At 39.3% G+C, this 22,778-nt stretch carries 19 protein-coding genes; 15 read left to right on the forward strand and 4 right to left on the reverse strand.

The window, feature by feature from the left end; genetic code table 11:
- Positions 1 to 126: 126 nt before the first annotated feature.
- Positions 127 to 1,506, forward strand: coding sequence for an FAD-dependent oxidoreductase (locus tag IGL28_RS01680; protein WP_010720192.1), 1,380 nt, complete (start codon positions 127 to 129; stop codon positions 1,504 to 1,506).
- 180 nt (positions 1,507 to 1,686) lie between these two features.
- Here IGL28_RS01680 and IGL28_RS01685 read toward each other — a convergent pair whose 3' ends face one another.
- Positions 1,687 to 2,652: an AraC family transcriptional regulator gene (locus IGL28_RS01685; protein WP_081127653.1), complete on the reverse strand. Its 966-nt coding sequence runs from the start codon at positions 2,650 to 2,652 to the stop codon at positions 1,687 to 1,689.
- A gap of 462 nt (positions 2,653 to 3,114) precedes the next feature.
- Here IGL28_RS01685 and IGL28_RS01690 point away from each other — a divergent pair, with 462 nt between their 5' ends.
- The 5 genes from IGL28_RS01690 (at position 3,115) to IGL28_RS01710 (ending at position 10,780) form a co-directional block, all read left to right on the forward strand.
- On the forward strand, positions 3,115 to 5,106 hold the full coding sequence (locus IGL28_RS01690; RefSeq protein WP_368014362.1) for an alpha-L-rhamnosidase-related protein: 1,992 nt from the start codon (positions 3,115 to 3,117) through the stop codon (positions 5,104 to 5,106).
- Between the two features lie 17 nt (positions 5,107 to 5,123).
- On the forward strand, positions 5,124 to 6,464 hold the full coding sequence (locus IGL28_RS01695) for an MFS transporter (protein WP_010720189.1): 1,341 nt from the start codon (positions 5,124 to 5,126) through the stop codon (positions 6,462 to 6,464).
- 111 nt (positions 6,465 to 6,575) lie between these two features.
- Positions 6,576 to 7,547, forward strand: a complete 972-nt coding sequence (locus IGL28_RS01700) for an AraC family transcriptional regulator (protein ID WP_010720188.1) — start codon at positions 6,576 to 6,578, stop codon at positions 7,545 to 7,547.
- Positions 7,548 to 7,849: 302 nt separating this feature from the next.
- Positions 7,850 to 9,181 carry an MFS transporter gene (locus tag IGL28_RS01705; RefSeq protein WP_053765841.1) on the forward strand — a complete coding sequence of 444 codons (1,332 nt, stop codon included), beginning with the start codon at positions 7,850 to 7,852 and terminating at the stop codon, positions 9,179 to 9,181.
- 18 nt (positions 9,182 to 9,199) lie between these two features.
- Positions 9,200 to 10,780 (forward strand): alpha-L-rhamnosidase-related protein, encoded by a 1,581-nt coding sequence (locus IGL28_RS01710; RefSeq protein WP_081127664.1) that lies wholly within the window; start codon positions 9,200 to 9,202, stop codon positions 10,778 to 10,780.
- Between the two features lie 264 nt (positions 10,781 to 11,044).
- Here the strand turns inward: IGL28_RS01710 and IGL28_RS01715 are convergent, their stop codons facing one another.
- Genes IGL28_RS01715 through IGL28_RS01725 form a run of 3 tightly spaced genes read right to left on the reverse strand, consistent with a single transcriptional unit; the run spans position 11,045 to position 13,198 of the window.
- Positions 11,045 to 11,290 (reverse strand): hypothetical protein, encoded by a 246-nt coding sequence (locus tag IGL28_RS01715; protein WP_081127665.1) that lies wholly within the window; start codon positions 11,288 to 11,290, stop codon positions 11,045 to 11,047.
- Positions 11,291 to 11,349: 59 nt separating this feature from the next.
- Entirely contained in the window at positions 11,350 to 11,847 is a 498-nt protein-coding gene (locus IGL28_RS01720; protein WP_053765838.1) for a hypothetical protein, read from the reverse strand.
- The gene (locus IGL28_RS01725; protein WP_081127667.1) at positions 11,810 to 13,198 is read right to left on the reverse strand and encodes a Y-family DNA polymerase; all 1,389 of its coding nucleotides are present in this window, start codon (positions 13,196 to 13,198) and stop codon (positions 11,810 to 11,812) included. The genes IGL28_RS01720 and IGL28_RS01725 overlap by 38 nt, the downstream gene beginning before the upstream one ends.
- Before the next feature lie 382 nt (positions 13,199 to 13,580).
- On the opposite strand from IGL28_RS01725, the gene IGL28_RS01730 reads away from it, so the two are divergent.
- The 9 genes from IGL28_RS01730 to pheA all read left to right on the forward strand — a co-directional run bounded on the left by IGL28_RS01730 (position 13,581) and on the right by pheA (position 22,744).
- Complete coding sequence (locus IGL28_RS01730; RefSeq protein WP_034699449.1) at positions 13,581 to 13,814, forward strand: DUF1858 domain-containing protein; 234 nt, start codon at positions 13,581 to 13,583, stop codon at positions 13,812 to 13,814.
- A complete protein-coding gene (locus IGL28_RS01735; RefSeq protein ID WP_081127668.1) occupies positions 13,811 to 15,115 on the forward strand; it encodes a DUF438 domain-containing protein in 1,305 nt (434 codons plus the stop codon). The genes IGL28_RS01730 and IGL28_RS01735 overlap by 4 nt, the downstream gene beginning before the upstream one ends.
- A gap of 638 nt (positions 15,116 to 15,753) precedes the next feature.
- Positions 15,754 to 16,773 (forward strand): 3-deoxy-7-phosphoheptulonate synthase, encoded by a 1,020-nt coding sequence (gene aroF, locus IGL28_RS01740; protein ID WP_010738525.1) that lies wholly within the window; start codon positions 15,754 to 15,756, stop codon positions 16,771 to 16,773.
- Between the two features lie 15 nt (positions 16,774 to 16,788).
- Complete coding sequence (gene aroB, locus IGL28_RS01745) at positions 16,789 to 17,853, forward strand: 3-dehydroquinate synthase (protein WP_081127671.1); 1,065 nt, start codon at positions 16,789 to 16,791, stop codon at positions 17,851 to 17,853.
- Complete coding sequence (gene aroC, locus IGL28_RS01750) at positions 17,854 to 19,017, forward strand: chorismate synthase (RefSeq protein ID WP_010720178.1); 1,164 nt, start codon at positions 17,854 to 17,856, stop codon at positions 19,015 to 19,017.
- Between the two features lie 12 nt (positions 19,018 to 19,029).
- The gene (locus IGL28_RS01755; protein ID WP_081127673.1) at positions 19,030 to 20,109 is read left to right on the forward strand and encodes a prephenate dehydrogenase; all 1,080 of its coding nucleotides are present in this window, start codon (positions 19,030 to 19,032) and stop codon (positions 20,107 to 20,109) included.
- 4 nt (positions 20,110 to 20,113) lie between these two features.
- Entirely contained in the window at positions 20,114 to 21,400 is a 1,287-nt protein-coding gene (gene aroA / locus IGL28_RS01760; protein WP_081204173.1) for a 3-phosphoshikimate 1-carboxyvinyltransferase, read from the forward strand.
- A complete protein-coding gene (locus tag IGL28_RS01765; protein WP_081127676.1) occupies positions 21,397 to 21,927 on the forward strand; it encodes a shikimate kinase in 531 nt (176 codons plus the stop codon). The genes aroA and IGL28_RS01765 overlap by 4 nt, the downstream gene beginning before the upstream one ends.
- On the forward strand, positions 21,899 to 22,744 hold the full coding sequence (gene pheA, locus IGL28_RS01770; RefSeq protein ID WP_034699462.1) for a prephenate dehydratase: 846 nt from the start codon (positions 21,899 to 21,901) through the stop codon (positions 22,742 to 22,744). The genes IGL28_RS01765 and pheA overlap by 29 nt, the downstream gene beginning before the upstream one ends.
- Positions 22,745 to 22,778: the final 34 nt, after the last annotated feature.

Consider the following 22,778-nt stretch of genomic DNA (forward strand, 5'->3'; position numbering starts at 1 on the left):
CTTAATAGAGAAAGTCTTATTTTTTCTGTCCAATATTTGGGCATTTCTTTTGATTTATAAAAAATCGAGTGTTATGTTTGAATTGTTTAGAGTTATTCTAAATAATTGAACAAGGAGGTTTCATCAATGGAGAAAACAAAGGTTATTATTGTCGGCGCATCTCATGGCGGACATCAATCGATTTTAGAATTGCTATCTAGATATGGTGAAAATGTCGATATCACCTTATTTGAAGCAGGGGATTATGTTTCGTTCATGTCATGTGGCATGGAATTATATTTAGAGGACCAAGTGACAGATGTTAATGATGTACGAAATTTCAGACCAGAAAACTTTCCACAACCCAATGTTCACATTTTAAACAATCATGAAGTAAAAGCGATTCATGCAGACCAAAAGACAGTAACGGTGACTAGTATCTTAGATAAGAGTACCAAAGAGTATGAATATGATAAATTGATCTTAAGCTCAGGAGTAAAACCAAATTCATTGCCAGTACCAGGAACAGATTTAGAGAACGTTTATTTGATGCGTGGGTACGATTGGGCTACTAGAATCAAAGATAAATTAACTGATCCAGCAATCAAAAATGTAGCTGTTATCGGTGCAGGCTATATCGGGATCGAAGCCGCTGAAGCTTTTCAAAAAGCAGGGAAAGAAGTGACGTTATTAGACGTGATTGATCGACCATTAGGCACTTATTTAGATCCGGAAATGACGGATATTTTAACCGAACATTTAAAAGAAAAGGGTATCAAAGTCGTGACGGGTGCGAAAATCACTGCTTTCACTGGTGAACAACAAGTCGCTGCGATTCAAACAGCAGATGAAGAAATCGCGACAGATCTTGTGATTCAAGCAGCTGGAGTCAAAGCGAATACGGAATGGCTAAAAGGAGTCGTAGATTTAGATGATCGTGGTTGGATCGTTACCGATGAATATTTGCAAACCAATTTACCTGATGTGTATGCAGTAGGGGATGCAACCCTTGCTTATTCGATACCTGCCCGCTCAAAAATGCCGATTGCACTAGCAACAGTGGCAAGAAGAGAAGCACGATATGTAGTCAAACATCTATTTGAGGATACACCAAGCCAACCATTTGGAGGCGTTGTAGGTTCTTCGGCATTAAGTGTTTTTGATTATCACTTTGCAGCTAGTGGTTTGAATAGCTTTACAGCAGGAAAAGCAGGCGTAGCCATTCGCACAGCTTATTATGAAGATACTATTCGTCCTAAATATGTACCTGAGGAATATGGGAACACGAAAGTTTCAATCCAATTATTCTTTGACCCAATGACACATCAAGTCCTTGGCGGAGCTGTTTTATCTACTTATGATGTGACTGCTCAAGGCAACGTACTAGCGCTAGCGATCCAACAAAAACTGACGATCGAAGATTTAGCAGAAGCTGACTTTTTCTTCCAACCAGGTTTTGATCGCCAATGGAATATGATCAATCTAGCCGCACAACAAGCATTGGGAGAAGAACCATTTGTAGAATAAAATCAAACAATTAGAGATATTCGTTAGAAACGTGGTATTTTACGTAAAATATAAATGGACCGCCTGAAACATATCAATTGTTTCAGGCGGTTTTTGTTATTTTTTTTTGTTAATAACTTTTAGTTACTATTTTACAGCTGGAATTAGTAAGATGCACCATTCATGTTTAAACTACTCTTTTTACATCCGTTTTTTTCGGAAATAATCAGGTGTTTTTCCGGTTTCTTTTTGGAAAAGTTTGAAAATCGAAGGGACACTTTTATAGCCGATTTTTAAGGCAATCGTACTTAAACTATCGTTTGTTTCTAGCATGAGTCGCTTTGCTTCAGATAAGCGTTTTTGATCGATCAACTCTTGGAAACTACTACCGGTTTTATTTTTTAACAAGTTGCTTAAATAGTTTTTGTTATAGCCAAAAGTTTCTCCTAATTGCTGTAAGGTGATTTCTGCATAGTGATCATTGATATAATCTAAGATTTGAATCAGCGGCTCATTACGAATCGTTTTTTTATTCGTGATAATCACTGGTGCTTGGGCGCTTTCTACCATCAGTGAAGAAAATAATAAATTCAGCAAAAGTTGCTTATGCACAGACTCTTTTTGATAAGTGGTCATCATCAGACTTTTAATTAGCTGATACGCTAAGGGACTCATTGATAAGTCTAGTAGGATATAACTAGTATGTTCAGTAGGCGAACGGGTTGCTTGAAAGAAAAAATCTGTGATTAGATTATTGGATTTTGGTAGATTAGGCAATAGAATATTTTGAATAGCTGGAATATCAAGGAGGAAATTGATCAAGATATCCTCTGCTCCTACATAATCGATTTGTTGGATAACCTTACTATCTAACAGAAGTAACTGTCCTTTTTCTAAATGAAAAACGTCACCGTTCAAACGCTGGGTGCACTGCCCATTGAATAAAAAATTCAACTCAATAAAATGATGGGTATGCGCGGGTGTGTAAGAAAATCTTGGATGTTTGTTAATTGCGATTGATCCAAACTCAAAGAACTTACTTTTAGGAATTTCTGGAACGATCGAACGATGATAGTTGAGGTTCATTGTATTAATATTTTTACCTGATTTTTTTTGCAATTTTTCGATTTCCGTTTCTTTGAATAACTCTGCGATCCATTTCTCCATGAACTTCACCTCTTAATGATCATCTTACCTTGCTATTAATGTAACACAACTTCTTAACCAAAAAACCTGTAGATTTGATATAAACATTCTGGATTTTGGAAATTGTTCCTTGAATATGAAAGCGGTTAATATGTAGAGGGAGAAAAAGCATAAGTGTTTAGGAAGGAGAACTTAAATCTTTTAGCTGTTGATTGATAACGACTGTTCCTGTTTTTTTTAAGTGATACAAAGCGCAAAATGGAAAATTTTAACCTATTTTTGAGGAAGAGTGAGCTATCAAAATGACTAAACAAATGTGTTCATTTGGCTTAACTTTCGCTAGTTTGGGTGAGACGTACGGGGCTGTTTCATTTGTTATTAATCAATATGTTTAAAAGGCTTAGACTATCAGTTATTGATAATGAGAAAAAAGAATCGTGCATGATTACCATTGCTACGATCCAAAACCAAGGAGTGTGGAAGATGAATAGTGAAAAACAAACAAGATGGTTATGGTACCCAGGAGATTTTGAAATCAGACAAGGATTATTACAAAATTTTTCAAGAGAAGAAAGAGGTTATGACTGGCCTGCTTATTGGAACGTTGATGATTGTCATAAAAATGTGAAATTCAAACGTTACTACGAACTGACAGAACCAACTTCTTTTATTGTTTATGCAACAGGGATTGGCTATGTGGAAGTGAATGGGAAAAAGTATCCACTTAAAGAAACAATCAATTGTCAGCCTGGAAAGAATAAAATCAGGATTTTTGTAGGCAACGCAACTGGATTACCCGCTGTCTTTGTCGAAGGAGAGGTTATCAAGAGTGATTTAGGTTGGCGAGCAAGTAACTTTATTGAAGAACTACCAGCTGGTTGGAGCTCCCTTTATTTAGATAAAGAAAACGATCCAAATCATGTCTATTTTGAAAAAAAAGTGGTTACACCTGTTTCAATCAACGAACAGAATGATGGGGTATTGATCGATTATGGTCGTGCGGTTTACGGAACACTGGCAATCAAAAAAATGACACATGGACAACCGATCATGATTTGCTATGGTGAATCTGCATCAGAAGCATTGGATGTGGAGATGTGCTATTACAAGGAAAAAGCAGCTACTGTTGAAACAATCCCAAGAAAGCGTGCTTTTCGGTATTTGTTTGTTCCAGATGTTGCGAAGGAAGAAATTGAGATCGAGGCGATCCATGAATCCCTTCCTTTAACCAATCATGCTGCTTTTTCTTCAGACAATGTCCTTTTAAACAAGATTTGGGAAGTTTCTGTGGAAACATTTACCCTATGTAGCGGATTGTTCTTTATCGATGGGATCAAGCGAGATCGGTGGATCTGGTCAGGCGATGCTTACCAAAGCTATTTTATCAATCAATACCTCTTTTTCGATGAAGAAATCAATACTCGAACGATGTTAGCGCTTCGTGGGCAAAATGAGATCAAGCAACATATGAATACGATCGTTGACTACTCGATTTTATGGATCATCGCTGTTGAGAATCACTATTTAATGACGGGCGACACGGTTTTCTTGAAACAAATCTATCCTAAGATGAAGACGATGATGGACTATCTCCAAGCACAAACGAATGAACTTGGCTTTATTTATGGGCGAGAAAAAGATTGGTTGTTTATTGATTGGACGGAGATGGATCGAGAAGGAACCTTGGCAGCAGAACAAATTCTATTGCTTAAAGCTTACCAAACGATGATGACTTGTGGAGCTGTTTTGGGTGAAGTAGATGACTATGAACAGAAGTATCAACAACTAAAAGAAAACGTCATGAGCTATTTCTGGGACGAAGAAAAGCAGGCATTTATTGATTCCTATGAATCGAAAAAGCGCCACGTAACTCGTCATGCCAATATTTTTGCCATTTTATTCGATTTAGTGGAACAAGAAAAGAAAGAACAGATTTTAACCCATGTATTGTTAAACCCTGAAATTACCCAGATCACGACACCTTATTTCAAATTTTTCGAGCAAGATGCTCTATGTAAAATGGGTCAAACAGACCAAGTGTATCAAATCATCTGTGATTACTGGGGCGGAATGGTTGAAAGAGGGGCAGTGACATTCTGGGAAGAATATATCCCTGAGGAAACGGGCGAACAAGTGTATGAAATGTATGGGGATCCTTTTGGCAAAAGCTTATGCCATGCTTGGGGAGCAAGCCCAATCTATCTATTAGGCAGATATTTCGCAGGTGTCCGACCACTTTCACCAGGATATCAAACTTTCGTCGTTGAACCTAATCTAGCTGCCTTTGAAAGTCTAAACATGCAAATACCAATCAAAAATGGACTTGTCACAATCAATAAAGAACAAGAACAGCTACACATTTCAACGACACGAGAAGGAGGGATTCTCCGTATCAACCAACAAGAGGTTCATTTAGAGCCAGGAAAAAATTATGATATCTCCCTTGAAACAACTAAGAGCAAACAACTGATTTGAAAAAGGAGAGGATTGGAATGCAACAAACACGAATCAGTGTAAAGGAAAAAATTGGTTTTGCTTTAACAAATCTCGGAAATATTCCAGTGATGACGTTGTTGAATACGTACCTTTTGATTTTTTATACCGACGTAATTGGCATTAATCCTGCTGTAGTTAGTACGCTTTTTCTGGTCTCCAGACTACTTGATGGTTTCAGTGATCCTTTATTAGGTTTTTTGATCGATCGTTTCCCAGTGACGCGCTTTGGCAAATATCGCCCGATTTTGGTGCTAGGAACAGTGATTTGTTGTATCAACTATTTACTTGTTTGGTTTGCGCCGTTACTTTTTACTAGTCAAAAAATCGTCGTTATCTATATTTCTTATATTTTGTTAGGTATCACTTTTGATTTAATGGATATCCCATTAAATAGTTTGATCCCCGTATTAACCGATCAAGAAGCCGATCGAAACATCTTGTCGTCCATAAAAGGTGTGTCGTATACAGTAGGACCTACTTGTTTGAATATTTTGGCACCGTTGATCCTTTCCGCTTACAATAATGGGCTTTCTGGGTATACCTTGTTGATTGTCGGAACGGTACTAGTCGTCTTGTTCTTCACGATTTTTGGTACATTAGCACTGAAAGAAAGAGGGAATGAAGAGCCCGCTGAATTATCGCAAGAGCGCGGCTATTCTTATAAAGAAGCGCTTGCTATCTTAAAAATTCGTCCAGTGATGACCCTATTTATCAGTATGCTTTTTATTACCGCCGCAAGCAATATCTTTAGTGGATCGCTTTTGTATTATTTGAACTATATTTTGAATGACACAAAATTGCTAAGTTTCGCTAGTTTTTTAGGACTGTTTGGTGCTTTAGGAGCAGGTGTGTTGGTCCCTAGTTTATCTAAGCGATGGGGGAAGAAAAAAGTATATGTTGGCGCATTATCTTTACTCTGTTTAGCGATGATCGTGATGATCGGCGTGCATCAATCGAAAATGATTTTCTTAGGGGCTTATCTTGCTGTCCAAGTTGGCTTAGGGCTGACCAATACTTTGCAGTATAGTTTATCTGCTGATAATGTGGATCAAATAAAACACGAGTTGGGAATTGAAACAGCAGCGCTGATCGCTTCATTGAATTCTTTTATCATGAAATTTGCGATGGCGATTGGTGGAGCGATCCCAGGATTTGTTTTGAGCTATACAGGCTATGTAGCGAATCAGGCGCAATTATCTAGCGCATCATTTGGCATTATTTTCTCTACTTTTGTAGTACCACTTGTTTTTTACCTAATCACGCTCGGTGTTTTCCAAATCGGTTATCCAGCGAATTATTTATTTGTTACGACTAAGGAAAAACCTTCCATTGGTTGATTTGCTGCTTTTTCGTTCGTTAGACTGAAAGATAGTTACCTAATTACCTAAAAGATCCGGTTGCTATTGACGAAAAGCTAACTGAAAATGAAGAAAAAGGGGAGGATGCCAGTGTTTACCTTTGAGCAACTAAAAACATTTTTGATGGAAAATAACGAAATTGAATGTCGACAACAAATTGATGGTCAAAATATCAATGACCAACAGTTGCCCTATGAGACAGTCGCAGTACCTAAAATGCCCAAAAACCAATTTTTCAAAGAGGGTAATATCTTTATCAATAAACATCATCGTTACGCTGAAATGCCTGCACATACGCATGAATTTGTTGAATTTAACTATATGTTGTCTGGTTCATGTGTCCAATATGTCAACGATAAGAAAATTCACTTGAAAGAAGGTGAATTGCTATTATTAGACAAAGAAATCGTTCAGCGTATCGATCCTTTAGAAGAGGAAGACCTTTTGATCAATATTTTATTGAAAGGGGAATCGATTACGACTGACATCGTGATCAATATGGTGAAGTCACGTGGATTGGTCAATGAATTTCTATTAAATGCTTCGCAGGAAAAAGGAAAACATGATGAATTTATCCATTTTCATTGTGGTGATAACTTAGAAGTGCAAGGGTTATTGCACAAAATGATTTTGGAATATTACAACAAACAAGACTATTATATGCGGGCGCTGAATCTGAGATTGTCTTTACTATTGATCGAACTTACCCGTGATTTAGAAGAATATGTTACGCAACGTGAGAATCAGGAATTATTAGAGATCTTACGATATATCGATCTTCATTTTCGAAAACTGACACTGAAAAATCTAGCGAAACATTTTGGTTATAATGCAAATTATTTAAGTAATAAATTGAAAAAAGAAACAGGGAGTTCTTTCCAAGAATTGATTAATTCTTTGCGGTATAAAACGATGATCGAGTTGATGAGAGAAACGAATAAAACTTTTGAAGAAATTTCGTATGAACTTGGTTTTGAAACTCTTGCTTCTTTGTATAAATTAGTCGGAAAATACACAGAACTGACACCTAAAGAACTCAAAGATAGTCTGTTAAAAAAATAGAATAGGCAGTTGTGATACAACGAGACCTTTTTCTCAGGTGATCTGTAAAAAAGATTTGACCAATCATGAACTGGCAATGAAAAGCGAAGATTAACGAAAGCGTATTCCAAATGTATTGGATAAGTGTGAACCTTCTTTTCGTTTCCTGAATGTTCGAAAAAGAATCGCTTGTTGGATTCGTTGAAGCATACGAATGTGATTTGGATAAAAAGAACACTTTTTTTGCTATAGTCCTGAGTAATTCATACGTTTACAATTCTAACTGTTCGAACTTATAAAACTTATTTTAAGGAGTGTTTTTTATGAAGAAACAACAGGCATCAACTACTACCACAGTCAAAGAGTATTCGCCTCTAGCTGTCGCTGCTGGAATTGGCTCCATGCTTGGATCTGGCTGTATTGTTGGACTCTCAGCGACGATTCCCGTTTGGCAAAAGGGACTAGAGCTGACAACTGGACAAGTCGGGATCGTTTCTGGCGGGCTAACTTTTGCAATCGCTTTCGGATCGCTGTTTACTGGACAGATATCAAAAGCATTTGGCTTGATCCGTTCATTTAACTGGATCAATTTGTTTTACGCGATCGGAGCTGCGGTCTGTATTCTAGCCACAAGTTTCCCAATGCTCTTATTAGGCGTGATTATCATGGGCGTAGCATCTGGAGCAGACTTACCATTAAGTTTGACCGTTGTTTCTCATGATGCACCTGATGAGCATACTTCTGCTCGTTTGATTTCTTCCACACAGATTTTTTGGCAAGTGGGGATATTCATTTCTTACATCTGTTCATTTCTTTTATCGGGAATCGAAGGTGTGTTAGGAGCAAGAATTGTTTTTGCCATCTTATTTACGTTTGCAGTGATCACTTGGTTATGGCGGACACTTTCACCTAAGTTTAGACAATTTCATGAAGCCGGAGCTGCTCGACAAGCAATGACCAAAGTGACAAGCGACTCGAAAGAAGTTTCTTTCAAGACAGTACTATTTGGGGAAAACAAACAAAAATACCTTGGCTTTTTCGCCGCTATCTTGATTTTTTATGTGTGTTGGAACCTCTTAGCGAATACTTGGGGACAATTTCAAACCTATGCTTTGACAAATGCCGGAGCTAGTCAAGCACAAGCTACAGGATTAGGGATCGGGTTGAATGTGATTTCTTTAGCAACAACGATTGCATTTGCCTCTGTTGCAGGTGGTAAATTTAGAAACAAAGCTTTCTTTATTGGGGCAGTCGTTCAATTTGGCGCAATGTTAGGTATGGCATTGATCGGTGGTGGTGCAGGATTTATTGCATTAGCGATCACAATTGCTTTTTATAATTTTGGGAATCCACTAGCCGGAGAAGCAATCTACAAAGTGTGGACACAAGAATCTTTCCCAGCAGAAACACGAGCTTCACTTCAAGGGTTCATCAATGGTTTTTCAAGAATGTGTTGTGGATTATTTGCTTTTGTTACCCCTTACTTAGTTGCTCCTGATCGTATCCAGACGTCTATGTTTGGCTTTGCGGGAATCGTTTTGGTAGCGACAATTGCTGGAGTGATCATGATGCGTCTACAGAAAAAATACCCAGTGATTGATCCCGTGGATAAAGAGCTGACTGAAGGAGAAATGACTGCATCGTTCACCAAGTAAAGAAGAGGAGAAAGCAAGATGGCATTTACTTTTCAAATCAATCAAGATGTGCGTTGGAAGAAAGACGAGGCACTGCTAACCAAAGCACAACAACATGTACCAAATCTTCTGAAAACGAAGATCGAACCAGTAGCAATCACTGAAGTCGTTGAAGACCCACATGGTTTGAATGGGTATTCAGCAATTAACAGTGACAAAGAAATCAAACAACTAGCTGATTATACCTTAAAAAGAGATGAAGCGATTATCTTAGATTTAGGGGATCATTATGTTGGGCATTTTAGTCTGTCCATTGACTCGGTTGGTTCGCCAATGGATGCCCCTTTATATTTACAACTGAAATTTGCGGAAGTACCCGCTGAACTTGCGACCGATTCTAGTGCGTATGATGGTTGGTTGTCAAGGTCTTGGATCCAAGAAGAATTTATTCATCTTGATGTTTTGCCGGCACGTTTAGAATTACCAAGAAGATATAGCTGTCGTTATATTGAGCTAAAGGTGTTAGATACTTCACCCAAGTGGCAAGCTAGTTTTTCTGATCCGCTTTTTATCGCAGAAAGTTGTGTGTCACTCGACCAATTACCAAAGCCTGTGATTGCTGATGAAGAACTTGCTTCCATCTACCAAGTTTCTGTTAAAACATTATTTGATTGCATGCAAGAAGTCTTTGAAGATGGGCCCAAACGAGATCGCCGATTATGGATTGGTGATTTACGTTTACAAGCGTTGGCGAATTATGCGACTTTCGGTGATTTAGCTTTAACGAAACGTTGTCTTTATTTATTTGGTGGGATGACGACCAGTGAAGGGAAGATTCCAGCCAATGTTTTCACAGCCCCGCAATTGACACCAGATGATACGTTTTTATTCGACTATAGTTTGTTTTTTGCAGTGATCTTAGCTGATTTTTACCATCAGACGAAAGATTCAGTTGTCTTGCAGGATTTATATCCAGTAGCGAAAAAGCAGATGGAACTAGCACTGACATGTGTCGATGAAGAGGGACGCCTGAATTTGTTAGAAGAGTGGCCAGTATTTATCGACTGGTCGAATGAGTTTGAAAAGAGTACAGCAGGGCAAGCAGTGTTGATCTATGCGATGAAACGATTCAACCAGTTGGCAGAACAAGTGAAAGATCCACAACTGAGTCATTACCAAGAAACAACAGAGAAACTGATTGCGTTTGCGAAGCAACAATTATTTGATGAAGAACAAAAGCAGTTTATTATTGAAACAACCGGAGAAATCAATGTGGCGAGTCAAGTTTGGATGGTTTTAGCAGAGGTCTTTGATCAACCAATGAATCGAGAAATTTTGGAGACGATGATTGCGCATCATTTTCCGATCACAGGGATTGCTACACCTTATATGTATCATCATGTAGTCGAAGCGTTATTTGTAGCTGGACTTCAAGAAGAAGCTATCCAGTTAATGAAAAACTATTGGGGCAAAATGATTCAGCTGGGAGCAGACACTTTTTGGGAAGCTTTTAAACCAGAAGAACCAGATTTTTCTCCTTATGGCAGCCCGATCATCAGTAGTTATTGCCATGCGTGGAGCTGTACGCCAGCGTACTTGATCGAAAAATATCTAAATTGAAAAAGCAGTCAGTTACTTTACATTGTCAACTGAAAAAAAGACAGTTGGATCGTTAAGTAATGATTCACTGATTCATCCTAGACATAAGCAAAAAATCTCAAAACCATTTTTGCGGTTTTGAGATTTTTTGCTGTAGTATGAAACGGACGAGCAGTTTATCCGTATAATCAAAGGTTTATCGCTTACGAGAAGACTTGTACGTTTTTTTGGGGGAGTCCATGCGTCCCATATAATAGGATTAGGTGTTCCAATTATATGGCTTTGTTAGGATGTCGGTTCCTTTAGATGTAAAATATCTTCCCAAAAGTGAAAGTATTGATCGGTCAATTGGATTTCAACGATGTCTACCCAATGAATCAATTGCTCATCTAAGGAAAATCCTTTTTCTGTCATGTGTCGTTGGACAAATCCTCGATAAGAGTTGTTATCCTTACAGCGGACAATGATTTCTTGTTTGGCAATAAACGCAGTGATAGCGATCGTTTCAAAATGTTGATGGACTGTTTTCAAAAAATCACTTCTTTCTAGTTTAATGAAATAGGCATTTTATGCTGATCAATGGCAAAACGCTACTCTTCTTCAGGAAAACTTTGGTAAAATTCATCTTTGATCGGAACGATCTCTTCGTTAAGACTTCGGTTACTTAACGTTTCATGTTGTGTGACTGACTGGGGAAAATAGGAAACATCAAACCACTTATCTTCCTGTTTTATTTGAACATGTCGGACGTCACACCAGTGAACGGTCTGTTCTTCAAGGATAAAATAGTCGTGATAAGCTTCACCAGTAAAGAAACCCTCGATGCTTTCTAAGTAGCGGCCAAATTCATCCTTGGTATTTAATTGCAGACTTACTTTTTTATGGTAAAGAAAAGCCTCTAATAAAACACTATCCATTTCTTCTCGAGACATTTGTTCCAACGGACGAATCTCTTTCACTGCCCATGCTTCATTTTTTTTGATTCCAGTGACTAGCTCTTCCATGGCGAATGCGGTGCCCCATTTTAATCCGAATGGGCGATCTCGGTATTCATTGTAGTCGAGAAATTCTTTTTTTGTTCGACGCATAGCCCTCACCTTCAATACCGGCATGACCACCAGCGTGTCCGCCAACGAGTGAACTCCTTGCGATCGCACGGCCACCTTCTAATAAGCTATGGGCATGGACAATTGCACTGAACCCATATTTTTGGCGAATACGATCAACGACAAAATCGATTTTGGCATCGTTGACTTGTTCATCGGGATCTGCAAATAGATTCAATTGCAGACTGTCTGTGTAAATTAGTTTAGAGCAGTTGACACCGACACTGCGAATGTCTTGATGCTGGTAATGTTTACGAAAAAGATTCAATAAAATGAGACTGAGTTCATGACTAGAATTTGTCGGCTCAACTTTTAGTTGTTGATGAAATCCAGTTTTCCCTAGACGATCTCGATAACCTAAAGAGTAGCCCATCCACAAGCTAACAACTTGCGCTTTCGCATGTTCACGCCGCAGACGAGTTCCGACTTGATCAGCCATTTCTTTAAGAACGATTTCAAGTTCTTCACGCCTTGTATAATCACGATTCAAAATTTGACTATTCCCAATACTTTTTGATTTGGGGGTATAGTCTTCTCCCAAAAAGCTTCGATCAATTCCCCAAGCATGGGCAAAAAGCTGGGTGCCAATCACTCCAAATTTTTCTTTTAGTTGGTAATAATCCGCATGAGCTAAATCATGAACAGAATGAATCCCCAGTCGTTTGAGTCGTTTGGCTGTCCGATGACCAATTCCCCAAAAATCGGTGAGAGAAGGAATACGCCAAACATTGTCTGCCACATCTGCATAGCGCCATTCGGCCTTTCGCTCTTTTCCTTTAGAACCGTTATCCAACGCTAACTTAGCTAGTAGTGGATTATCACCAATCCCAATAGTTGTATGGATTCCTGTTTGTTGGTAGACATCCTGATAGATGATTTCAGCTAGATCCCAAGCACTTTTGACTTTAAAAAGTTTCAAACTGTTGGTGACATCAAGAAAGCTTTCATCGACAGAATAGACATGGTGATTCTCTTCATCCACGTACTTTTTATAAATAGCATTGATCTCGGTATTTTTTTTCATGTAGTAAGCCATTCGTGGAGGGACCATATAAAGATCGTCGGGATAGGGAAAGGGTAAATCTCTTGCTCGACTGATATTTGTAATATGATAGGCTTTTTTTGCGGCTGGACTAGCAGCTAAGATCAAGCCACTCCCACGTTCATCGGTTTTCCCTGACGGATAGGACATGACGACGAGTTTGGTTGTTAGAGGATCTAAATGACGTTCGGCACACTCAACAGAAGCATAAAACGACTTACAATCGATGCAAAGAATATCTCTCGAAGGTTCTTTTGTGTAATCAAAGACTGGATTTTGATTTCGAATCATATTCGTCACCTCTTCTTATTGATTAGAACACATGTTCGTGTTTTGTGTCAACGAAAAAAACGTGATGGAATGGGTAAAAAACAGTGGAGAAGAAGATTGTTGTCTTTTTATCGTTTAGAGAAATGGGTAGTATCTGAAGCAAAATTAATTGAAAGAAAAAACAGCTGGATGACCTCATTAGTTAATAAAAAAAGTTATTTTATTTTTTGCTGATCAGAAAGTCATTAGGAAGTTTTACACTGAAAAAAGAATGAGCCTAGATATACTCATCATTAGAATGGTAAAAAAAGATTTGCTTTGAAATTATCGTGTAAAAGTGCACAAAATCGTTTATAATGAATCCGATCGAATGAGAACGATTCTCAATGAAGGAGGAAGTAAAATGAGAGAAATCGATTTTTCCAAAACATTATTTGAATTAGTTACTGAATATCCAGAAGTCAAACAAATCATGGCAGAGCTAGGATTTAATGCCATCAACCAACCTGGGATGTTGCAAACTGCTGGTCGCTATATGACGATTCCTAAAGGGGCTCAAATGAAAAAAATTCCTTTAGAACAAATTGTTACGGCCTTTGAAACATCAGGATTTATTGTGAAAGGATTGGTAAAATGAAACCCACGAATCAACGACAAGAACGGATTGTTGAAATCCTGTCACTTTTACATAAAGGTGGTTCTTTTGAAGAAGCAAAACGATTGTTCAATGAAGAATTTGAGGGAGTCGATGTTACAGAAATCACTGCTGCGGAAAAAGCATTGATTCAAAGCGGTCTTGATCCGTCAGAAATCCAAAAGTTATGTAATATCCATGCAGCTGTTTTTAAAGGAGCGATCAATGAGATCCATCATTCCAATTATGAACACGCACAACCAGGACACCCGATCCATACCTTAAAGTTAGAAAACCAAGTGTTGCAGTCGTTACTGACGGATGAAATTGACGGGTTATTGGCAAAAATGGCTAAAGGAGATTGGTCACAAAAGGAACGATTGCAACACGCTTTGACTGATTTATTGCAGATCGACAAGCATTATGCACGAAAAGAAACGTTGATCTTTTCTTATATGGAAAAATACGGAATCTCAGCCCCACCTAAAGTGATGTGGGGTGTAGATGATGATATCCGTGAAATGATCAAAGCGCTGAATGCTTATTTAGCTACAGACAAAGCGGCTTATAATCCGCTATCCGAAAAATGGGAAGCAGTAAAAACAGAAATTGAAGAGATGATTTTTAAGGAAGAGGAGATCATGGTACCCATGACCTTAGATGTGTTTAGCCTTAAAGATTGGGAACAAATCGCTCATGACAGCTTTGATATCGGTTTTGCGTTTATCCCTGAACCACTTCCATGGAAGCCAAGCCAAGAATCACTCGAAAACGAAAGTGAACGGGAACCAGCTCGTCAATTAGCCATTAAAAAAGCTAAAGAAACGACCGATGGTATTGCTGCTGGTCTTGGGATCGAAGAGTTTACGTCAGAGGCAGTTCAAGACGAAACAGCACCTATGACTGATTTAGTTGTGCAATTTCCGACAGGAGCGTTACAGTTGGAGCAATTAGTTGCCTTGTTTCAAGTGTTGCCTGTGGATTTGACATTTGTTGATCATGAGGATCGGGTTCGTTTCTTCTCAGAAGGAAAGAAACGGGTCTTTCCAAGAACTACTTCTGTCATTGGTCGTGAAGTCGTCAACTGTCATCCACCAAAAAGCATGCATCTTGTCCAACAAATACTTGACGATTTCCGTACAGGAACAAGGGATTCAGCAGAATTTTGGATTGATATGAGAGGAAGAAAAATTTATATTCGCTACTTTGCTTTAAAAAATGAGACAGGTGATTATCTTGGGTGCTTAGAAGTCACGCAAGATATTACTGAGATCCAAAAGTTAGACGGACAAAAACGATTGTAAGAGCGGGCAAATTTCAAAATAAAGAACAATTTCAGCTCACTTTTGGGCTCGTTTGATTATAGAAGTAGAAGCCGGACATGCTGTTGATACTTTTCTATGGTATTTTCAGCATTCTCCTGCGACTATTTAGTGGGTAAATTGGAGTTTTTATCAGGTAAAAGCCCTTTTTTCATACCCTTTGATCATTTTATTCAAGAAATTGTTTGACTTCTTTCAAAAACATCTCTATACTTAAACTCAATCTTATATCAGTTTGGAGCGATTATTATGAAAATCACACATAGTTCACAACTGAATAATTATTACTTTAGCTATTTTAGATAAGTTTGTATTCATACGATTATGGGTGCAAACATCAGCGTTTGTTTGTATCTATGATGGCTAAGGATGTTTGAGATGACTTGCTCGCCGCATAGATGAAAAATCTATAGTGGCTTTTTTATTTGATTGATTCAGGGGCTCACTGTAGATGGATTTTCTACGGTGGGCTTTTTTTGTTACATAAAGGGGGAACTAAACGCATTCAAACAAGGTATAAGCAAAGTAACGATTGATTTGCAAGAATTTATGTAATCCAATCAAACAGCGAGGAAATCGATGAAGCGAAACACAAAATAAAAAACAAAGGGAGTTATTGTATGATTCTAATCATTAAACCAGGTATCCAAGAAAGTGAGTTAACACAAGTAATTGAACGTATTAAAGAAGAAGGGCTAGATGTACAGATCAACCATGGTAAAGATCGTTTTGTCTTAGGGCTTTTAGGAGATCCAAAGGTAATTCGGGATGTTCCATTTGAACGCTACGATATCGTAGAACGTGCCGTACCGATTACCAATACGTATAAATTGACGTCACGAGAATTTCATCCTCAAGATACGATCGTTGATGTAGCTGGAGTGAAAATCGGTGATGGGAGCTTTGTGACAATGGCTGGTCCTTGTTCTGTCGAAGGGGAGGAGCAAATCATGGAGACAGCACGAATGGCTAAGGCTGGTGGTGCTAAAATCTTACGTGGTGGTGCCTACAAACCAAGAACGTCACCATACGCTTTCCAAGGATTAGGTGAAGAAGGGTTGAAAATGATGCGTAAAGCTGCGGATCATTATGACTTGAAAGTGATTACCGAAGTGATGGATGAAGCGCATATCGATGTGGTCAGTGAATACGCAGATATCATTCAAATCGGCGCACGAAATATGCAAAATTTCCGTTTATTAGAAGCTGTAGGACGAACAGGAAAACCAATTGGCTTAAAACGTGGCATCTCAGGTACGATCGAAGAGTGGTTAAATGCTGCTGAATACATTGCAGTTCAAAACAATTCAAACATCATCTTCATTGAACGCGGGATCCGCACTTACGAAACAGCTACTAGAAATACATTCGATCTAAGTGCCGTACCACTGATCAAAAAATTAAGTCATTTCCCGATCATCGTTGACCCAAGTCATGGAACGGGTGTCTGGGACTTAGTGACACCAATGGCACGAGCAGGTGTTGCTAGTGGGGCAGATGGAATGATTGTAGAGATCCATCCTGATCCGATTCATGCTTGGTCTGATGGACAGCAGTCATTGAATGAGAAAAACTACCTGAAAATGATGAATGAAGTGGACATCTTAGTAGAAGCGATGAAGAAAATCAACGCTTTATAGAGAGGAGAAACACGGATGTTAGAAGTTGTCTTACCCGAAAAAAGCTATGAGATCATCATCCAGCGAAACGCACTAGATCAAGTCGCAGATTGGCTTTCCGGTTTATGGCAAGAAAAGAAAATTGCGATCATTAGTGATGAAAATGTCTTTCCGCTTTATGGTCAAAAGATACAACAACAATTAGCCGATCGGTATGAGGTTGTGAATTATGTTATTCCGGCTGGCGAAGAAAGTAAATCACTGTCGATGGCTGCTAAATTATATGATTTTCTAGCCACTGAACAATTGACGAGAAGTGATGGCATTATTGCTCTAGGTGGCGGTGTTGTAGGCGATTTAGCTGGTTTTGTGGCATCAACTTACATGAGAGGAATTTCTTTTGTACAGATTCCTACCTCCTTATTGGCACAAGTAGACTCAAGCATAGGTGGCAAAACAGCAGTCAATGCACCAAACGCCAAAAATATGATTGGCACATTTGCACAGCCAGACGGTGTGTTGATTGATCCAGAAACGCTGATGACATTACCAGTAAAAAGGATCCAAGAAGGAATTGCAGAAATCATCAAGTGTGGTGCGATCAAGGATGAAAGTCTTTGGAGAGAGTTAGCTCGTTTTATTGATGTAGCTGATTTAGTAGCACATAGCGAGCTAGTGATCGAAAAAGCTTTACGTGTAAAAAAAGAAGTAGTAGAAGAAGATCAATTTGATCAAGGCAGTCGTTTGTTCCTCAACTTTGGTCACACGATCGGACACGCTATCGAGCAAACAGCGGGATATGGACAGATTAGTCATGGAGAAGCAGTGGCAATCGGCATGGTACAAATCAGTCGGAATGCTGAAAAAAGGAAAGAAACACCTGAAGGAACGACGCAACAACTTATCAAGATGATCCAAAAGTATCAGTTGCCCATTTCTTACGAACCATGGGATGAACAGGCGTTGTTCCAGGCGATCACTCATGATAAAAAAGCCCGGGGAAAACAGTTGAAAATTATTTTATTAGAAAAAATCGGTCAGGCAAAAATCCAATCGATCCCAATCGAAGCAATCAAAAATTATTTAGAAGAAGGTGAGTAAATGCGTTACTTAACAGCAGGAGAATCACATGGGCCTAATTTGACAGCGATTATTGAAGGAGTTCCAGCAGGCTTAACCTTATCGATTGAGGCAATCAATCAAGAATTAGCTAGACGACAAGGTGGTTATGGTCGAGGTGGGCGCATGAAGATTGAAAAAGATCAAGTGACAATCACATCGGGTATTCGTCACGGCAAAACATTAGGCTCACCGATCACAATGACTGTCACGAACAAAGATTGGAAGAACTGGCAAACGGTGATGTCAGTTACTCCAGTTTCTGAAAAAGAAGAAAATCTACGACGAGTGGCTAAACCAAGACCAGGTCATGCCGATTTAGTTGGTGGTATGAAGTATCAACACCATGATCTTAGAAATGTATTAGAGCGTTCTTCCGCAAGAGAAACGACGATGCGAGTAGCAATCGGGGCACTAGCAAAACAGATTTTAGCTGCTTTAGATATAGAGATTGCTAGTCATGTAGCGATCCTTGGAGGAATCAAAGCGAATGTGCCAGAGAATTTGACCGTGACAGAAATCAAAGAAAAGACGACTATTTCCGAAGTGAACATGGTAGATCTAATGATTGAAGAGGAAGTAAAAGCCTTGATCGATGCTACTAAAAAAGCAGGAGACACTTTGGGAGGTGTAGTGGAAGTTCGGGTCGAAAATGTACCAGCAGGGTTAGGGAGCTATGTACAGTGGGATAAAAAATTAGACGGTAAGTTAGCTCAAGCGATGTTAAGCATCAATGCTTTTAAGGGAGTCGAATTTGGAATTGGGTTTGAAGCTGCTTCGTTACCAGGATCACAGGTGATGGATGAAATCACTTGGGACGAAAGCGGCTATCACCGAGCAAGTAATCATTTAGGTGGCTTTGAAGGTGGAATGACCAACGGAGAACAGATTATTGTTCGGGGCGTGATGAAACCAATTCCTACTTTATATAAACCTCTCATGAGCGTGAACATCGATACTAAAGAACCTTATAAAGCTAGTGTGGAACGTTCCGATAGTACGGCAGTTCCAGCAGCTTCAGTCGTCGCAGAGCATGTGATTGCGACCACTCTTGTTCGCGAGATACTTGAGCATTTTCCAGCAGATAATATGCAAGAATTAAAAAAAGCCGTTGCAAATCACCGCCAAATGACCAAAGAATTCTAATCGGAGGTAGCGATGAAAAAAAAGGTGTTTGTCATAGGATTGGGTCTGATTGGCGCTTCCTTATGCCGAGCGATCAAAGGGTCAGCAATTACCCTTTATGGCTGGGATCATTCAGAAGAAACAAGAGAAATAGCGGAAAAAACACAGTTAGTCGATCAGGTTGTCATAGGGATCGAGGCAGCTAGTCAAATGGATGTGATTATCCTTGCCGTTCCAGTTCAAGTTAGCTTGGAGTATCTCAACTGTTTGGCGACACTTCCCTTGAAAGAAACAGTATTAGTAAGTGATACCGGAAGTACGAAAGCGACGATAATGGCGCTAGCGAAGCAACTCCCATTTGATTTTATTGGTGGGCATCCGATGGCTGGTTCACATAAATCAGGAGTAAAAGCAGGCAATCCGTATTTATTTGAAGAAGCGTATTATATCGTAACGGATGACTGTCAAAGTGAACGTACAGAAGAACTGATCGCTTTACTACGTCCTACTCGAGCAAAGTTTGTTCGCTTAACTGCCAAAGATCACGATGAGATCGTTGGGGTGCTAAGTCATTTGCCACATATTGTCGCTTCAGGATTAGTACAAATCAGTGAGCAGCTGAATCAAAAATATCCACGTGCCTCACAATTAGCCGCTGGCGGATTCCGGGATATTACACGGATTGCTTCATCAGATCCCCAAATGTGGACGGATATTTTAATGACGAACCAAGAAATGATGATTCAGTTGATGGAAGACTGGCAAGACGCAATGGAAACGTTAAAACAGGAACTGATTGATCAAAACCAATCGGCAATTCAAGAGTTCTTTGTGCAGGCAAAACAAACACGGGATCAGTTGCCCCGGAAAAAACAAGGAGCGATTCCAGCTTTTTATGATTTATATGTCGATATTCCCGATATCGCTGGTGCTGTCGCAAAAGTTACTAACGTACTAAGTCAGGCAAATCTTTCCATTATTAATTTGAGCATCCAAGAAACAAGAGAAGATATTTTTGGTGTGTTAGAGTTGTCTTTTAAAAATCAAGCGGATTTACTTAAAGGACAGAAGCTGATCGAAGCCGAAAAATTTCATTGTTGGATAAGGAGTTGAAGTCATGAAACTATTGACAGCTAAAAATGGGATCAATGGAGAATTAGTGATTCCTGCTGATAAATCGATTTCCCATCGCAGCATCATGTTTGGTGCGATCAGCAAAGGAACTACGATCGTCAACAATTTTTTAAAAGCTGAAGATTGTTTAAGTACGATTGCAGTTTTTAAGCAATTAGGGGTACGTATTACCGAAAAAAATGAACAAATCATGATTGAAGGAAAAGGATTTGAAGGATTAACAGCACCATCTTCTAGGCTAGATGCAGGAAATTCTGGCACAACGATGCGCTTAGTATTAGGAATTTTAGCAGGCTGTCCATTTACTTCTGAGATTGCAGGGGATGCTTCTTTGAATCGCCGTCCGATGGAACGTGTGATGAAGCCATTGCGTGAGATGGGTGCTGATTTACAAGGAACGGTCGAAGCTGAATTTCCTCCACTAAAAGTAACTGGAAATACATTGCACGGGATCGAGTATCACATGCCCATTGCTAGTGCGCAAGTGAAGTCTGCTATCCTTTTTGCAGCTTTACAAGCCGAAGGGACCACTAAAATCATCGAGAAAGAACAGTCAAGGAACCATACCGAAGAGATGATCAAACAATTCGGTGGGAAGATCCAAGTAGAAGGAAAAGAAATTCTAGTTGCTGGACCACAACAGTTGATCGGACAAGAAGTCACTGTCCCAGGGGATATTTCTTCGGCTTCGTTTTATCTCGTCGCAGCAAGTATTTTAGCAAACAGTGAAGTCCTCTTAAAACAAGTAGGAATCAATCCGACACGGACAGGGATTCTCGATGTGTTGATGCAAATGGGTGCTAATATTGAAGAAAGACAGCTGGATGAGCAAAATCAAGCAGCAGATTTGATTGTCCGTTCTGCGCAACTCCATGCTTGTGAGATCCAAGGAGAAATCATCCCACGCTTGATTGATGAGTTACCGATCATTGCATTAGCTGCTACTCAAGCAACAGGCACAACCATCATTCGTGATGCTCAGGAATTAAAAGTCAAAGAAACGAATCGGATTGATGCAACTGCGGAAGAATTAACGAAAATGGGTGCGAACATTGAACCGACAGAAGATGGTTTGATTATTCACGGACCAACACCTTTACATGGAGCGACAGTGGATAGCCATGGGGACCATCGAATTGGGATGATGTTACAAATCGCCGCTTTACTAACCGCAGAACCTGTCGAATTACTCAATCCTGAAGCAGTCAATATTTCATATCCTGAATTTTTTACGGATCTAGCCAAATTGGTTCAGGAGGACCCATCATGACGTCACTTGTATTGATCGGTTTTATGGGCGCTGGTAAGACGACGATCAGTAAGAAACTAGCGGCTCGATTGGATCAACCAGTCATTGATATGGATGACTATTTAGTTCAACAATTAGGCTGTTCCATTGAGCAATACTTTGCTATCTTCGGAGAAGCCGCGTTTCGCGACCACGAAACCGCTCTTTTAAAAACAATTTTACAAAAAAAGGCAGTGATCGCTACTGGTGGCGGGGTTGTCTTACAGAAAGAAAATCAGGAACTATTAAAACAGCAACAAGTCATTTATTTAAAAGGAGAAGCCGATATCTTGATCGAACGGATACGACAAGATCAAACAAATATTCGACCGTTAGCGTTAAAGAATAGTGACACAAAACTACGTGAGATCATGTGGGAACGGGAAAAAATATACAAAAGTTTAGCAAAAATCACGATAGATACGTCTAAGAAATCGCCAGACGAAATTATCACAGAAATCATAAAGTGGGTAGAAAATAATGATGAAAATTGGGTATCTAGGTCCTAAAGGTTCCTTTACTTATAGTGCAGCCACACGTTATTTCAAACAAGGTACTTTTCTTTCTTATGATTCCTTGATTGATTTGATCGATGCACAATTAGAAAAAGAGATTACTTATGCAATGGTGCCGATCGAAAATACGATTGAAGGTTCTGTTTTGCCAACACTTGATCATGTGTATGAGACATTACCTTCTATTCAAGGAGAAATCGTTCTGCCGATCCGACAACAATTGATGGTCCATCCGACCCAACAAGCCAACTGGCGAAATATCACAAAGATCTGTAGTCATCCGCAAGCATTAGCCCAATCACAACTTTTTCTACGGGCAAATTTTCCAAAGGTCGAGATTGAACAAGTAGGTTCCACTGCCCAAGGAGCCCAGCAAGTAGCAACCCATCCAGAAGAATGTCTAGGTGCGATCGGCTCCAAAGAAGCTGCAAACGAATTTGGGTTGACCATCGTGCAATCAGATATCCAGTCCATTGCAACTAATGAGACCCGTTTTTGGGTTCTAAGTGCCGCGCCTGTTGATGCAAAATTACAAAAAAACAGTCATAAAGCGACATTCTTTGTGGATTTGCCAGAAAATAAACCTGGGGCGCTTTATCAAGTTCTTTCGGTCTTTGCTAATAATCAAGTGAATTTAACAAAAATCGAATCACGCCCACAAAAAACGCGGTTAGGCGAATACTTTTTTGTTATCGATGTTGCTATCGATGACAAGATCGACAAGGTGAATGAGCTGATTGAAGTGCTAAAAGAGCAAGGCTATCCTACGCATTTGGTTGGTTGTTATCCGGTTTATCACATCGATGAATGACTAAAAGAAACAAGATGGACGGAGACAAAAACCG

Origin of the sequence: Enterococcus sp. AZ077, assembly GCF_051714965.1 — a bacterium.
Lineage (GTDB): Bacteria > Bacillota > Bacilli > Lactobacillales > Enterococcaceae > Enterococcus_B > Enterococcus_B hirae.

What these genes read in the sequence shown, in the direction of transcription:
- IGL28_RS01680 (WP_010720192.1), top strand. Translation starts at nt 127, where the DNA reads ATGGAGAAAACAAAGGTTATTATTGTCGGCGCATCTCATGGCGGACAT.
- IGL28_RS01685 (WP_081127653.1), bottom strand. Translation starts at nt 2,652, where the DNA reads ATGGAGAAATGGATCGCAGAGTTATTCAAAGAAACGGAAATCGAAAAA.
- IGL28_RS01695 (WP_010720189.1), top strand. Translation starts at nt 5,124, where the DNA reads ATGCAACAAACACGAATCAGTGTAAAGGAAAAAATTGGTTTTGCTTTA.
- IGL28_RS01735 (WP_081127668.1), top strand. Translation starts at nt 13,811, where the DNA reads ATGAAACCCACGAATCAACGACAAGAACGGATTGTTGAAATCCTGTCA.
- IGL28_RS01765 (WP_081127676.1), top strand. Translation starts at nt 21,397, where the DNA reads ATGACGTCACTTGTATTGATCGGTTTTATGGGCGCTGGTAAGACGACG.
- aroC (WP_010720178.1), top strand. Translation starts at nt 17,854, where the DNA reads ATGCGTTACTTAACAGCAGGAGAATCACATGGGCCTAATTTGACAGCG.
- IGL28_RS01755 (WP_081127673.1), top strand. Translation starts at nt 19,030, where the DNA reads ATGAAAAAAAAGGTGTTTGTCATAGGATTGGGTCTGATTGGCGCTTCC.
- IGL28_RS01710 (WP_081127664.1), top strand. Translation starts at nt 9,200, where the DNA reads ATGGCATTTACTTTTCAAATCAATCAAGATGTGCGTTGGAAGAAAGAC.
- IGL28_RS01730 (WP_034699449.1), top strand. Translation starts at nt 13,581, where the DNA reads ATGAGAGAAATCGATTTTTCCAAAACATTATTTGAATTAGTTACTGAA.
- aroB (WP_081127671.1), top strand. Translation starts at nt 16,789, where the DNA reads ATGTTAGAAGTTGTCTTACCCGAAAAAAGCTATGAGATCATCATCCAG.
- aroA (WP_081204173.1), top strand. Translation starts at nt 20,114, where the DNA reads ATGAAACTATTGACAGCTAAAAATGGGATCAATGGAGAATTAGTGATT.
- IGL28_RS01725 (WP_081127667.1), bottom strand. Translation starts at nt 13,198, where the DNA reads ATGATTCGAAATCAAAATCCAGTCTTTGATTACACAAAAGAACCTTCG.
- IGL28_RS01690 (WP_368014362.1), top strand. Translation starts at nt 3,115, where the DNA reads ATGAATAGTGAAAAACAAACAAGATGGTTATGGTACCCAGGAGATTTT.
- aroF (WP_010738525.1), top strand. Translation starts at nt 15,754, where the DNA reads ATGATTCTAATCATTAAACCAGGTATCCAAGAAAGTGAGTTAACACAA.
- pheA (WP_034699462.1), top strand. Translation starts at nt 21,899, where the DNA reads ATGATGAAAATTGGGTATCTAGGTCCTAAAGGTTCCTTTACTTATAGT.
- IGL28_RS01705 (WP_053765841.1), top strand. Translation starts at nt 7,850, where the DNA reads ATGAAGAAACAACAGGCATCAACTACTACCACAGTCAAAGAGTATTCG.
- IGL28_RS01720 (WP_053765838.1), bottom strand. Translation starts at nt 11,847, where the DNA reads ATGCGTCGAACAAAAAAAGAATTTCTCGACTACAATGAATACCGAGAT.